The sequence below is a fragment of the Enterococcus durans genome, from assembly GCF_002277935.1.
Lineage (GTDB): Bacteria > Bacillota > Bacilli > Lactobacillales > Enterococcaceae > Enterococcus_B > Enterococcus_B durans.
This window is the reverse complement of the sequence record NZ_CP022930.1, coordinates 1,552,293-1,567,035: the sequence shown is the minus strand read 5'-3', so window position 1 is coordinate 1,567,035 and position 14,743 is coordinate 1,552,293. Positions and strand designations below refer to the sequence as shown.

General features: G+C 38.7%; 12 protein-coding genes. 4 read left to right on the top strand and 8 right to left on the bottom strand.

Annotation, left to right across the window (positions count from 1 at the left end):
• Positions 1-121 precede the first annotated feature (121 nt).
• Positions 122-2,029, top strand: a complete 1,908-nt coding sequence (locus tag CJZ72_RS07435; RefSeq protein WP_081134594.1) for a M13 family metallopeptidase — start codon at positions 122-124, stop codon at positions 2,027-2,029.
• Between the two features lie 110 nt (positions 2,030-2,139).
• On the opposite strand, the gene CJZ72_RS07430 is transcribed toward CJZ72_RS07435, so the two are convergent.
• Positions 2,140-5,382 (bottom strand): right-handed parallel beta-helix repeat-containing protein, encoded by a 3,243-nt coding sequence (locus CJZ72_RS07430; protein ID WP_081134596.1) that lies wholly within the window; start codon positions 5,380-5,382, stop codon positions 2,140-2,142.
• 416 nt (positions 5,383-5,798) lie between these two features.
• Between CJZ72_RS07430 and CJZ72_RS07425 the strand changes: the two genes are divergently transcribed.
• A complete protein-coding gene (locus CJZ72_RS07425; protein WP_095443576.1) occupies positions 5,799-7,019 on the top strand; it encodes an IS110 family RNA-guided transposase in 1,221 nt (406 codons plus the stop codon).
• Between the two features lie 21 nt (positions 7,020-7,040).
• On the opposite strand, the gene CJZ72_RS07420 is transcribed toward CJZ72_RS07425, so the two are convergent.
• From CJZ72_RS07420 to CJZ72_RS07400, 5 genes are all read right to left on the bottom strand, one after another.
• The gene (locus CJZ72_RS07420; RefSeq protein ID WP_095443727.1) at positions 7,041-7,277 is read right to left on the bottom strand and encodes a hypothetical protein; all 237 of its coding nucleotides are present in this window, start codon (positions 7,275-7,277) and stop codon (positions 7,041-7,043) included.
• Between the two features lie 325 nt (positions 7,278-7,602).
• Positions 7,603-8,154 (bottom strand): cysteine hydrolase family protein, encoded by a 552-nt coding sequence (locus tag CJZ72_RS07415; RefSeq protein ID WP_081135839.1) that lies wholly within the window; start codon positions 8,152-8,154, stop codon positions 7,603-7,605.
• Between the two features lie 12 nt (positions 8,155-8,166).
• A complete protein-coding gene (locus CJZ72_RS07410; protein WP_081135837.1) occupies positions 8,167-8,859 on the bottom strand; it encodes a 5'-methylthioadenosine/adenosylhomocysteine nucleosidase in 693 nt (230 codons plus the stop codon).
• Positions 8,860-8,874: 15 nt separating this feature from the next.
• On the bottom strand, positions 8,875-9,159 hold the full coding sequence (gene macP, locus CJZ72_RS07405) for a cell wall synthase accessory phosphoprotein MacP (protein ID WP_081135834.1): 285 nt from the start codon (positions 9,157-9,159) through the stop codon (positions 8,875-8,877).
• Complete coding sequence (locus CJZ72_RS07400) at positions 9,159-9,731, bottom strand: NUDIX hydrolase (RefSeq protein ID WP_081135832.1); 573 nt, start codon at positions 9,729-9,731, stop codon at positions 9,159-9,161. Before CJZ72_RS07400 ends, macP begins: the two co-directional genes overlap by 1 nt.
• 227 nt (positions 9,732-9,958) lie before the next feature.
• On the opposite strand from CJZ72_RS07400, the gene CJZ72_RS07395 reads away from it, so the two are divergent.
• The gene (locus CJZ72_RS07395; RefSeq protein WP_081135829.1) at positions 9,959-10,621 is read left to right on the top strand and encodes a 5-bromo-4-chloroindolyl phosphate hydrolysis family protein; all 663 of its coding nucleotides are present in this window, start codon (positions 9,959-9,961) and stop codon (positions 10,619-10,621) included.
• Between the two features lie 367 nt (positions 10,622-10,988).
• Positions 10,989-12,188: a toxic anion resistance protein gene (locus CJZ72_RS07390; RefSeq protein WP_081135826.1), complete on the top strand. Its 1,200-nt coding sequence runs from the start codon at positions 10,989-10,991 to the stop codon at positions 12,186-12,188.
• Positions 12,189-12,388: 200 nt separating this feature from the next.
• Here the strand turns inward: CJZ72_RS07390 and CJZ72_RS07385 are convergent, their stop codons facing one another.
• Positions 12,389-13,762 carry an APC family permease gene (locus CJZ72_RS07385; RefSeq protein WP_005879347.1) on the bottom strand — a complete coding sequence of 458 codons (1,374 nt, stop codon included), beginning with the start codon at positions 13,760-13,762 and terminating at the stop codon, positions 12,389-12,391.
• A gap of 36 nt (positions 13,763-13,798) precedes the next feature.
• Positions 13,799-14,665, bottom strand: coding sequence for a GRP family sugar transporter (locus CJZ72_RS07380; RefSeq protein ID WP_005879350.1), 867 nt, complete (start codon positions 14,663-14,665; stop codon positions 13,799-13,801).
• Positions 14,666-14,743: the final 78 nt, after the last annotated feature.

The following is a 14,743-nucleotide window of genomic DNA, read 5'->3' as shown; positions in this document are numbered from 1 at the left end:
AAACAGTGCCTTCTCTTTTCATAGAAATCCTCATTATTTCTAAACTTCTATTCCTTTCCATTGTTTATTCAGTGATTTTATACGATAATAAAAACATTAAATAAAAAGGAGCGATGAGTAAATGAACAAAGAACTTTTAAAACAAGATTTTTATGAAGCAGTAAATGAAGAATGGCTCAAAACTGCCAAAATACCAGCGGATAAACCCGTTACTGGCGGATTCCAAGAATTGGTTGTTGGGATCGATGACCTATTAATGAATGAAATTGACGAATTACTCGCACACCCCGAGTTCGTTCCATCTGAAAAAATGGCTCATTTTCTTCGCTTTTACCAAATTGCAAATGATTATGATAGAAGAAATCAATTAGCAGAAAAACCATTACTTCCACTGCTTGAACGTATTGAAAAAATAAACTCATTTGATGCATTGAACCAACAACTTCCAGAATGGGTACTTGATAGTTTACCCCTCCCATTTTCACTTGATGTAGATGCGGATATGAAAAATGCACAAACAAATGCCTTTTTTGCTTATCCACCTTCTTTATTCTTACCTGATAAAACATATTACGCACCAGAACATCCGAATGGTGCAGAACTACTAAACGTGTTCTTTGATATGATGGTCCAATTATTGGAGCTTTCTGGAAAAGATAAAGGTCAAGCTGAAGCAATCGTAGAACAAGCCATTCAATTCGATAAACTGATTGCTCCTCATGTAAAAAGTGCGGAAGAAAATGCAGACTACAGTAAAATGTACAATCCTCAATCATTTGAAGAATTTATCGGTCATACGGCTACGATCGATTTAGAAAAACTATCTGTTGGGTTACTTGGAACAACACCAGATAAAGTCATCGTGACTGATCCAGGATATTTTGACCATTTAGCTGAACTATTAACGACTGAACATTTTCCACTGATCAAAAGTTGGATGATCGTGCGGACGGTTCGCTCTTTAAGCAGCTATTTATCAGAAGAATTCAGACAAGTCAGCGGCATTTTTTCTCGTACACTTTCAGGTACCGAAGAAGCAATGGCACCAAAGAAAGCTGCGTACTATTTGGCTTCTGGACAATTTGACCAAGTCGTTGGTGACTATTATGGGAAAAAATATTTTGGTGAGATTGCTAAAAAAGACGTAGAGAATATGATCAAAGAAATGATTCGTGTGTATAAAAAACGTCTAGAAGAAAATAGCTGGCTTAGTCAAGCAACCAAAGAAAAAGCTATAATCAAACTAGATAAATTAGGTGTTCAAGTTGGTTATCCTGAGAGCATCCCCGCTCGTTTCGATGCATATAAAACAGTCACTGCAGAAGACGGCGGCACACTACTCTCCAATGCCTTAGCTTTTAGTAAAATCGAAGCTAAAGATCGTTTTAGCAAATGGAATCAACCTGTTGATCGTTCAGAGTGGGAAATGAGTGCAGATACTGTGAATGCTTACTATCACCCATTTAGAAATGTCATTGTTTTCCCTGCGGCTATCTTACAAGCCCCATTCTACAGTTTAGAACAATCAAGTTCCGCAAACTTTGGTGGGATCGGCGCAGTGATCGCCCATGAAATTTCACACGCTTTTGATAACAACGGTGCCAAGTTCGATGAGTTTGGTAATTTGAATAACTGGTGGACAGAAGAAGATCTGGAACAATTCCAAAATAAAGCCCAAGCGATGATTGACGAATTTGACGGTTTATCACTTGCAGATGCCACTGTGAATGGTAAGTTGACCGTTTCTGAAAATATCGCTGATGCTGGTGGTTTAAGTTGTGCTTTAGAAGCTGCTAAATCTGAAAAAGATTTTTCATTTGAAGAATTTTTTGTCAGCTGGGCAACGATCTGGCGTACAAAAGCCAAAAAAGAATACCAACAGTTGCTTTTACAAATCGATGTCCATGCACCAGCTAAGCTAAGAGCCAATGTCCAACTACAAAACATTGATGAATTTTATGAAACTTTTGGAATCACTGAACAAGATGAAATGTACCAAAAACCAGAAAAACGCGTGCATATTTGGTAAAATGGTGAACAACATGCCTTGACCAAAAAGAGAACGAGGGACAAAAGTATTCTGTACTTTTGCCCTCGTTCTCTTTTTTAACAAATTTTATTTTTTCAAAGTTATTCGTATCATGCCTTCTTTTTTTCCCTTGTCATGTAAAGCACGACTGCACAAATGAGCGTTACACCCAATGCTGTGATGAAGTAATTCGTTTTTTCACCAGTAGTTGGCAATTTATTTTTGTCTGTTTCATTTTCTTTAGATTGCCCTGTCTCTTTCCCTTTATCTGATTCATCGGTAGTTGATTCTGTTGTTTTTCCTGCTAAGCTATTGATTTTTTTCTCTTGACTTACTCTATCAGCGTGCTTGATCCATGTCATTCCATCAAATATTTCTGTACGGTACCACACAGAAAGAACATATGCCCCCTGCCTAGGCGCAGATATTGTAGCGAGTGAATCCGAAAAAGCTCCGGACATACCAGCTTCATCGATACGCCATTCAACAGGAAAGTAACGCATGTCGCCTTTAACTGCTTCTAACGGATCCGCTGGAGCAAAATCAGCTACCCACACTGTAAATGGCTTCTGTTCTGTAATATGTTTCTCCGCTTCTTCTCGTATCCCATTGGCTTCTTTTATGATAATGGGATTGTTCTCTTCTGTCGGCTGTGTCTGATTTGGTTCGCGCTCCTTTTCCAGTTCAACTACTGGATAATCCGAGAATGGTGAACTTGTTTCGTCCAAAATAGCTCCCACAGAAAGAGGAACACCGTTGTTTTTCTTTCCGTCTGTTCGTCGAAATTCTGGCTTTATCTGCATCAATCCAAAGACGTTGATGCTCCCATTCTCATATCGAGAAACCGGTTCTTTCGTTTCATCTGAAGTGTCTAGATGGTCGAACCACTCCTCTAAAATTTGACTGCCTAAATGATTTTCAGAGCGCTTTGTCTGTTCATTCCATAAATAGTTCAATTCATGGAAAACATCCTCTTTTTCTTGCTTCAATAGTTGGATCTGTTCCCTTATATCTAACCCTGTTGTTCGAAATGATAGAATTCCTGATGTTTCGAAAGCCGTCTCACTGGCTGACGAAGTATAGAGCGCAACATTGTATGAACCATTATTAAAGCTTGTGCTGCTTTTGACGATGATGTCCGTTCCGCTATTGGAATCGATTCCTTTCGCCAAGTTTTCAAAAGAAAGACTATTGATCAATTCGTGCTTTCCAGAGAGTGAGGAACCTCCCATTTTAAAGCCGTTCCCATTCCCTTCTCCGTTGACCCCAGGAATCCAGCCATTTCGATAAGCAACCGAATTTTTGATCACTACTTTCCCGATTGAGCCTGTTTCATTTTTCGCAAATAGATCCCAACCGTCATCAGCATTATGGTAGGCAATACAGCCATCAAATAGATTGCCTTCTCCAACTGTCAATTTTGCCGCAAACCCATCTGCATCTTCAAATCCTGGGTCAGCATTTTCGAAAGAAGTACAATTTTTGATCAAGTTATGTGCTGGCCATGCTTCAAACGGGTCGTTTGAGCTGCCGCTGATTTGAATTCCTGTATTTCCATTGCGGTATGCATGGATATCCTCAACTACATTGTAATTACCAGAGATTTGCATCCCTTTTTGCATCGCCGCACTATTTGTAATGTCAAATCCTCTTAGTATCCAATGGTTGCCCCAAACAGTCAACCCATTACCCGTGCCACAAAAATCAAAAATAGGGCGCTGATTCTCCTTATTCTTTTCCGCAATCAAATAGATTGGTAATTCCTTTGTGCCATTGATACCTTTTGGGATACTGAGTCCGTTAGGTAAAGCATATGTCCCTGAACTTAGGACAATGATTTGGCCTCCACTAGCATATTTGAGTGCTTCCGTTAATGAAAGGGGATTTTGTTTACTCCCACTCCCAGTTGCTGTCCCCGTTGGTGTGACATAGAGCGTAGAGTAGCTGTGCTGTTGATGGACCACGGTATGCTTGATTTCTTGAGTATCATAATTCGCCAGCACTGTATAATCTTCCGGCGGAAAGTTTTTGTCTGGTGTAAAACGAAAAGTAAAATGATTTTCTCCGGTCATTAATTTTGTTTCAAATTGTTGTTCTTTATTTGCTTGAATGGCAACATCTTTCGCCTCACCAATGATTTCATTGGTTTGTCGATTCACGATCGTCAGCTGTCCGTCCGCATTCGTTTTAAAGGATAGCACGTGGTTCGCATCTCCTGAATAGTTGCTTGACGTGACACTATAGATTGGCTCGATGATTTTGTTTGGTCGTTCTTTTGCTGGAGGATCGGTGGCTGGATCTGAAAAAGTTAGATCGATCTCATCCACTTTGATCGTCATATTTCGTGCTGCTGCAAAACCGACATAGATTTCCTCTTCAGAAGAACCATACAATTCTTCCCAATCGTACATGATCTCGTTTGCCAGTTCTTTGCCTGTGCTGCTGTCATAGTAATAGGCTTCAAACCCTGTATTCGTTTTTTTCATTTCTACAGAGATTTTCGTTAGATTATCGGTTGCTGGAAATAGATTACCGTTGCCATTACCAAAAATATTATACGAGCCAGCTTCTTTTTCCTGTAGCCCAGCCGAAGTTTCCATTGGTGCTGTTTCTACTTTGACACTGCCAGGGGCTGGAGCTGATTCTGGACTATCAGGAGATATCCCTGTGATCGTCCTGCTTCCCAAGCCTAATCGCATGGTGTATTTACTGCCATTTCCACTAACTACTTCTTTTGTATCTGAATTCCAAAGATACTCGATTCGACTTCCCAATAAAGAAAACGAATTAGAATAAAATGATTGCCCGAATAGATTTGATTTTGGGACGCTATCTCTGACCATGACCGCAAAACCTTCTTGGGCATTCGTGTATGTCCAAGACTCGATCTCAATCGTGGCCTTCAATGAAAAATTCGTTTCTTTACTTACTGGATGATAATAAAACGTGATACCATCTGACCCGCTAGATTGGAATTTTCCCCCGTTATTCGTGGAAGATAACCGCACGCTATTATTCGTTGACTCAATCTGATATTTGCTTGCACTAGTACTTTCACCGAAGACGACTCCTTGCCAACGTTCCTCAGCAACCGACTCCTGTTCAAGATTTGGTTCTGTTTCAAGATCTGGTTCTATTTCAACCTTCTGTGTATTTTGGTCATCTACTGCTTGTTGATTCGCTTCTTCCATTTGTTCCCCCTCATCGCTATACCCTTCATTGTTCACGTGTGCATTATTTTCAATAAGAATAGGATCTTCTGTTAAAGCTTGTGTGGCACTGGTTATCATAGGTGTCGTTACCAAAAGAAAAGTTGAAGCTAGTATAACTGTTGTTTGCCATTTATTCTTCAAAAAATAACCTCCCAGAAAATTAGTAAGCGCTTACTATAGGAGTATTACGTACTTTTCAGTTTATGTCAACAAAAAATAGATTAGTAACAACAGTTATATTTCCGAAAGATTTAAACATCACAAAATAAGCTTTATAAAGACTGTGCACCCTAGAAAAACATAACAAAAGAAACATACTAAGATTAGAGGGTAAATTCATCGACGGATGAAATTACCCTCTAACGCTCTTTTAAGCGTATAGTTGGTTGTGAAAGAAAGACCGACCACACTTTCTTGGACTACGAGTCCCAAACAAAAAATGGTCTTCTTCACTGTCATTTTAAAACCTGGTTTAAGTATGTTGGGGCTTCGAGCCCGTGTAAAGGAAATTAGGAACGAAATGAAGCAGTGAAGAATCTTTCAACACTTCTTAGGAGATGAAAATTATGTATGTACTTGCTTTAGATGTCTCAATGGGAAAAAGTTATGTCGTTATTTATCATGAAAATACTTGTCTTTTTGAACAAGAAATTCTTCACGATAAAACACATTTCAATGCACTTCTTCAAGAAATTTATGCTCTTCCAGAACGACCACAAATCGTTTTTGAAGCAACGGGGGTTTATTCAAGAGTCATTGAAACTTTTTGTCAAAAGAATCATTTCGCCTATTGTTTATTAAACCCTTTAGAAGCGAAAAGACAACTGAATATTGACTTACGTTCAGTCAAAACGGATAAACGAGATGCCCATCGACTGGCACAAACACACGGTCAATTTTTGCGGAAACAAAAACAATCTCAAACAGAAGTCTATAAACAAACACGCGATTTTGCACGCTTTTATCAACAAATTGAAAGGGACATTAAACGCACGAGAATGAACCTGCATACCGCTTTACAATTGACTTTCCCAGAATTGGAAACACTTTTCACGAACAGGTTATCAAAACTCGCCTTGAATCTTGTCGAACTTTTCCCCCACCCTGATTACTTGGCACACTTAAGCCAAACTAAGGTAAAAAATGTGTTAAAGAAAAATACGGATAAAAAAATCTCCGATCAAAAAGCCTTGGCTAAAGCACAAACCTTACTTTCACTTGCGCAAAATTCTTATCCAGCTGAATCTGGACAAAGTATTTCTGTTCAAAAAGTCGTGTATTATGCCCAACAATTGAAACAATTGCTTGTAACAAAAGAACAACTCGCCAAACAGCTAGTTGACATTGCGAAACAAACAATAGAATTTGATTTCTATCAAAGTATCCCTGGAATTGGTGAACTTTCTGCAGGACTCATTATTGGTGAATTAGGGGATATTCGGCGTTTTTCTTCTCATAAGCAATTGAATGCTTTCGTCGGTGTTGATACCAGAAGATATCAATCTGGAAAATATACAGCCAAAGAACACATGAATAAACATGGGAATCCGAAGGCCCGAAAAAATTTGTATTTTATTATGATGAACATGATTCGACAACAAGCGGCGGGGCCCAATCATCTTGTGGACTATTACTATAAACTAAAAACGCAACCTTCGCCCAAAAAGCATAAGGTTGCGCTCGTCGCCTGCATCAACAAGCTCTTGAAATGTCTCCATTCGATGGTACGACATTCAAGTCCGTATGATTACTCATACACGGCCTCTAACGACCAATAAGGAATATATCCTTACCTAGAATTATAGCATACCTAATAAAAAAATTTCTAATTTATTAGGCTTATTTCGTATACTTTTTTCTTGATAAAAACCAATAGAAAAAAGTACTTGACTAAACGTAGGAAGAATGTGGGACAAATCTAAAAAAACAGATTTACTACAGATTTTAATTCCGGATAAACGGCGTCCAAAAGTCAGGTTTTTCGGAAATTTCAAAAAAGAGGAGCGTGGGACAAAACTAAAAATCAGTTTTTCCACAGACTCTAACTCCGAATAAACGGTGGGAGCAGAAGCAACTCCTTCTTAAATAAGCCGAAATTCACAAAAATTTGAAAAGCAATTTTCGTTCATTTCTTCTTATTTCTCGGAGTTAAACACTTCTGTCCCAGCCTCCTCTTCCCTCTTCAATTTATCAAACCTAAACGACTTTTGTTTCGATCTCTTCCTATAGATTTGAACACCAACGAAAATCAGAAGTTCAAAAAATAATTCAAGTTTCACACTTCGATCCTAATTTCTTCCATTTCATGAAATCCGTTAGCTATTTTCATTCCTCTGACAATTGAATGCAGCGTGGAAGAACCTATTTTCGGATGATTTTCGCCCCTAAAGTAGTCTCAAAATGTTTCAATGCCCACGCATGTCCGATTGGATCAAAGCTTGCAACAGCATCTTCATAAATGAATAATTGATAGCCTAAATTATAAGCATCCACCGCTGTATGCAAGACACAAATATCTGTACAGACACCAGTCAAATAAAGGTCAGTGATTTTTCTTTCCCGTAAACGGATATCCAAATCTGTTCCGCTAAAAGCAGAATAATGTCGCTTATCTATCCAATAGACATTTTCTCGTTGCTTATTTTCATCATATAGATCCTTCAATTTACCGAACAGATCCCGACCACTAGTGCCTATCAGGTTATGTGGTGGAAACAACTGGTTTTCCGGATGAAAATGATCTGCACTATCATGTCCATCGATTGCGAATACGACAAACTCTCCCTTATCGATAAAGTCTTTCGTGTGGGTAACCAGCTGGTTTTCAATGGCTTGGCCATCTTTAGCGGTCGTCAGCTTTCCATCATCTGCAACAAAATCATACGTGTAATCTATCGAAATCAAAGCTTTCATATTAGCCTCTCCTTATACAAGATGTTTGACAAATTCAATAACCATCTCAGCTGAACGTTTCCCGGCATCTTCGATAAATTCGTCAAAGCTTTGTGTCGCTGAATGATCTGCTGTATCACTCATTGCTCGAACGATTAAAAATGGGATATTGAACTGGCGAGCTGTTTGTCCAACCGCTGCCCCTTCCATTTCACAAGCAAGTGCCTCTGGGAAATTAGTCAAAATTTCTTTTACTTTATCTGGCGAGTCGACAAAAGTATCCCCTGTAACGATCAACCCTTCTTTAACATTAAGATTCGCTGATTTGGCTGCTTTAGCCATCTCTGTTCGCAAATAAGTACTTGCTTCATAATATAGCGGCATGCCTGGTAATTGTCCCGGTTCGTAGCCAAATCCAGTTGCATCCGCATCAAAATAAGCTACTTTATCAGATATAACAATATCACCAACACTTAAGCCTTCACCGATTCCGCCAGCAGAACCAGTATTGATCACCATATTTACACCATATTGTTGGATCAATAAACTTGTTGTCACTGATGCCAATACTTTACCAATTCCTGAACGAACAACGATTACCTCATGTCGTCCGAGTGAGCCTGAAATAAATAATGCTCCTGCTCGTTCCCAAGATAATGGTTCACTTAAATTTTTTCTTAAGATTTTTACTTCTTCTTCCATAGCGCCAATAATACCGATTTTCATTTCATTTCCTTCTTTCTAAATAAATGCCACTGCTAAAAATACAGCACACAATAGTACAATAACAATAATCAAGGATTTCATCAAAAATGAATTCCATTTTTTTGTTTTTTCACGTTCACTGACACGCGTTTTTGTTATTGGTTTATTTTTTTTGTTTTCTTTACGATAAAAACTAGCGATCTTCTTTTCTTCTTGTTGGTACGCGGCCTCTTCTTTCCTTTGCCTCTTTAGTGATTCTTGGGCTTGCGTCTGCTGTCGTCTACGTAGTTCACTTCTCGTAATCAGCGGTCCTTTGGCCATCAACCGATCCCTCTTCCCTTCATCAATAATTCCCAATATTGAACAGCATAAATCGTTTTTGCATCACAGATCACTTGATCCGCCATTGCTTGCTTTGCTTCTTCTAATGTAAGAGCATATAATTCCAAAACTTCATCTTCATCTTGCGCAAGTGGCTGTGCTATTTTCTCTAAATCAGTTGCATGATAAATATGCAGCAGTTCATTTGCAAACCCCGGTGACAGATACATAGACGTTAAATGCGTCAGTTTTCCAGGGCGATAGCCCGTCTCTTCTTCGAGCTCTCTGGCAGCTGTTCGCTCCGGTTCCTGTCCTTCACCTGGATCTATTTTGCCTGCTGGAATTTCTAATATCACTTTTTCTAATGGTTTACGGAATTGCTTTACTAAGAGCAATCGGTCAGCTGTATCAAAAGCGATGATCCCCACTCCGCCAGGGTGAAAAACCAATTCACGCTTTGCCGTTTTTCCGTCTGGTAATCTAACATCATCCAATGCCACGTCGATGATAGCACCATGATAGATTTCTTTACGATTGATCGTCTTTTCTTCAAACTGTTCAAATTCAAGCATCGCTTTCCCTGCTTTCTTTTGTAATGATAACTGCTTTCGTTTATTTTTTCAATTTTTCTTGAATCGTCCTATTTAGTTTACCATAGCAAAGCTTAGAAATTCTCTAAATCTTTAAAATCCTTCTTTAGTCCGATACTATTTATGACAGCTATTGTGCTAAAATAAGGATGTAGATGATAAGAGGAATTCAGTTACTCATGAATGTAAGAAAAGATGGAGGGCTTAATATGTTAAAACGAAATTGGCGATGGATAGTAGCTTTACTAATAGCTTTTTTTTATATCCGTGTGAGTGGTTATTCTTTGATCACGCTACTGCTGGTAGTAGGAACAGTTTTTATCATTTGGGGACTATTCGGTTCTAGCAAAAAGAAAAAAAGACCGGCAGAAATACCTGATCTTTCAAAAGAATTAGAAGCACATTACGAAGAAAGCGGGATGACCCCAAGCGAAATCACTTTTTTCAGACAAACAATGAATCAGACAAAGACAGAGATCAGCCAACTACAACAAAATATGCAGCAAACAGCAAAACTTAAATCAATCGATCTTCGACATGATACGGTCAAAGCAGCCAAGGCACTCTTTAAAGAATTAGTGAAAGAGCCCCATCGTTTGCATGAAGCAAGTCAGTTTCTTTATACACACTTGCCAAATCTAATTGATTTGACCAATAAATATATCGAGATCAATGATCATGAGATCAAAAATAAACAGACTTATGCAAAACTAGAAGAAAGTGCAGTGATCATCGATCAATTAGCTAGCCTGATCGCGCAAGATTATCAAAAATTCGTATCCGATGATCTAGATGATCTAGATGTAGAGCTATCAATTGCCAAACAAAGCTTAAAACGAGATAATGAACTAGAACGAGAATCGAATCAATAGAGGCAGTACGTTACTCTTTAGCCCCTAAATCAGAAAGAGCGTGGGACAAAAGTAAGAAACACTTTTGTCTCATTCTCTAAAAACGAATAAACGGTGGGAGCAGAAGCAACTCCTTCTTAAATAAGCCGAAATTCACAAAAATTTGAAAAGCAATTTTCGTGAATTTCTTCTTATTTCTCGGAGTTAAACACTTCTGTCCCAGCCTCTTCTCTTATTTATTCTATATCCGATTCGCCCGTTATGCGCAAAAATATGTCACTTAAGACCAAAATAGGATGTTTGATCCACTATCACGTGATTGCATTCCTATCACTTTATTTATATGATGAAAGAAAGTAGTTTCAATGAACCACAAGGAGGAGTTTTAATGGTAAACAATCATCCAAGCGAACCGAAAGATATTACCCCTGTCAATGATACGTTAGAAGACTTATTGAACAATCCGTTTTCTACTCCGACAGATAAATTGACCCAAACGCAACAGAACGAAATCAATGCGCTTCAAGAACAGCAAACAGAGACACGGCTAATTGATAAATTACCTGCTGAAAGACAAGAACAAGCCAAAGAATTAGCAGCAAAAATCGATGCAAATGATGCGCAGTCAGTCATTAGTTATGGTTCTGCCGCCCAAACAAAATTGAGTGAATTCTCGCAATCGATGCTGAACCATGTCCAAGCACAAGATATTGGTCCGGTTGGTGATTCTTTAACGGAATTGATGTACCGCCTTCAAGAAGCAAATCCAGATGAACTGCGTGCAGGCGAAGGAAATATTTTTCAGCGTGTCTTCGGAAAAGTCAAACAATCCATTTATGAAGTCACTGCAAAATATCAAAAAATCGGTGCACAAATCGACAAGATCTCTATTAAATTAGATAAAGAAAAAGATGGCTTATTAAAAGACAACTTGATGTTAGAGCAACTTTACCAAAAAAATAAAGATTATTTCGATGCACTCAATATTTATATCGCTGCCGGTGAATTAAAGATGGAAGAACTTCAAACAACGATTATTCCTGAAGCAATGAAAAAAGCGGAAGAAACAGGAGATCAAATGGATGTACAGATTGCAAATGACTATACGCAGTTTCTAGATCGTTTAGACAAACGTACACACGACCTACGTTTAGCAAGACAGATCACGATCCAACAAGCACCACAGATTCGTTTGATCCAGAACACGAACCAAGCATTGGCAGAAAAAATCCAAGCATCGATCGCTACAGCGATTCCTCTATGGAAAAACCAAGTGGTCATTGCCTTAACGCTTCTTCGACAAAAAGATGCGGTGACTGCACAAAGACAAGTATCTGAAACAACAAACGACTTATTGAAGAAAAACTCAGAAATGCTTAAAATTTCTGCTATTGAAACTGCAAAAGAAAATGAACGTGGGATCGTTGATATCGAAACATTGCAAACCACTCAAAATGATTTGATTGAAACAATCCAAGAAACCCTACGTATTCAACAAGAAGGAAAAGAAAAACGTCGTCATGCAGAAGTTGAATTAGGCAACATGGAAGATGACTTGAAGCAAAAATTATTGGATCTGACACAATAAACTCGCTCCTCTTCCTTTGAAGAAGAAAATTCAATCTAGTAATAAAAAGAAGGAGAATGACAAAAAACTTGTCGTTCCCCTTCTTTTTTCGTATAGTTGGCGAGAAATAGCTTTTTCGGATAGCAAGTCAAGATAAAGTTACACCATGATTTTTGTAAAGTCCATCTTTTTTTCGAATCAGCACTAACAAGGCATCTCTTTTATTCATTCATCTTACTGTGTTTATACCCGTAACCAAAATAAATGATCAAACCAAGCACCATGACGATGCCAAAAACAAGCCAAGTTATAGGTTGTAATCGCAGCATCAAAATGAAACATGTGAGAATTGAAATGAGTGGCAAGATAGGGACAAAAGGTACCTTGAACTCACCTGCTTTGGGTTTTCCAAACATTTTTCTTAATTTCAAAAGTCCCAAGCTGACTAGCATCAAATATGTCAGCGCCATGATGTTCGTTAATTCAGCTAAGATGTTCAAAGGGAAGAAGCCAGCAAAGAATAATGCTGCAACCCCTGCTACATACGTCGCTTTTCTAGGCGTTCGATGCTTCTCATCGATTTCTGTCATAAATTTAGGTAATAGTCCATCTTTACTTACAGCAAATAATAAGCGAGCTAAAGAATACATCATCGAAATCGTTACGGTGAGTAAGGTCAAGATAGCGCCCACCGCGATGATTGCACCGATCGTTCCATGACCAACATAGCGCATCGCAAATGCCACTGGGTCTGTTACACCTAATTCTGTGTAAGGTACGATCCCAGTCAAGATCAACGTCACGATAATATAGAGTGCCGTAGCAATCAAGATCGACCCAATAATGCCTCTAGGTACATCCTTTTGCGGATTCTTCACTTCCTCCGCTGCCATCGCCACAGAATCAAATCCTAAAAAGGCAAAAAAGACTAAAGCAGCTCCATCTAAGACACCAGAAAAGCCAAAAGGTGTAAAAGGCTGCCAATTTTCAGGTTTAACGAAGAAAATACCAACAACGATGAATAGTGCGATGATGCCGAACTTCACGAATACCATCAGGTTGTTCAATCGTAATGCTTTTTTCGCTTCTAAAGAAACGATATACGTGACAAAAATCACGACAAGCACTGCAATCAAATCGATATAAGTTCCATTCTCAGAATTGTAGCCCCCAGTCAATGCATGTGGCAAGCCGACCCCTAAACTCTGTAAAAAACCTTGGACATAGCCTGACCATCCTGAAGCAACGGATGAGACAGCTAATAAAAATTCACCAATCAATAGCCAACCTGTTAGCCAGGCAGCAAATTCACCAAATACCACATATAAATAGGCATATGGTCCACCGATCACTGGGACTCTTGAGGCAAATTCAGCAAAACTCAGTCCTGATAAAATGACAACGATTGCAGCCAAGACAAATGAAAGTGACAGTGCTGGACCCGCATTTTGATTGGCCGCAACCCCTGTCACTACAAATATTCCCGTACCGATGATTGCACCGATACCTAACATGATCAAATCCGTTGTTTTAAGATCTTTCTTCATCCCACTCGTCTGATTGAGATTGATTTCCTTCTTACGAAACAAATCCATTGAAGTTCCTCCCCATTTTAGGTTGGAAAACAGCAATTAAGCCGTTTTCATATACCCTAAAAGGATACCACCTAAAATGACTAAAAGGCAACCAACAATAACATAAACAAGTTCTTTTTTCGTTTTCTTTTCTCCTAAAATGAAAATACCACCTAGAGTAGAGATGATGATCCCCATTTGAGAAAGTGAGAAACCTACAGCTAAACCAAGAGATTTCACTGTTATAAGCATGCACACGTTCCCAATTCCCCACAGCAACCCGCAGATCATGTTTTTCCAAACAAATTGATCGACTTTTACTTTACGGAAAGCAAAGAAACTTGCACCTAAAATCATACCGATACTTTGAGGAAGGATGATTGACATCGCATCCAAATTAGCCCAGTTGACAATGATCGTATACACACCGTAACCAATCGTAGAATAGATCAATGCTCTAAAGCCTTTACCAAAATCAAGCATTTTATTGTCTGTATCTACTTTTCCTTCATCATCTTGGCGCGCGGTTAAATAAGCACCGCTTACAAGAAGAGCTAAAGCAATAATACCGTATACATAATCTTTCGTTTGTGTCCATTCATGGAAGAAGACAGCGCCCGCAATCGTATTCAAAATCAATTGAAAACCAGTAGAAAGTGGTAATCCAACAGAGACGCCCATAAATTTCATCCCGTGGAATTGACCGTTTTGTCCAACACTCCAAGCAAGACCAGATAAAAAGCCGATCAAGAAAATCCAAGGTGTGATCGTAGGACTAACAATGAAAAAGACAACTAATGAAAAAATGAATGCGCCAATCGTCATTCCTAATGTTTGCTGATTGGCATCGCCACCAATTTTTCCACTTACTAAACCGATACTACCCCATGCTACCATAGGGATTAATGCTATTAAAATTTCCATAACTAATCTCCTTTTATTTCACATGATAAGAAACTTATCAGCGAAAACGTTCACAACACAAGAAGTTTTTTTCGATTC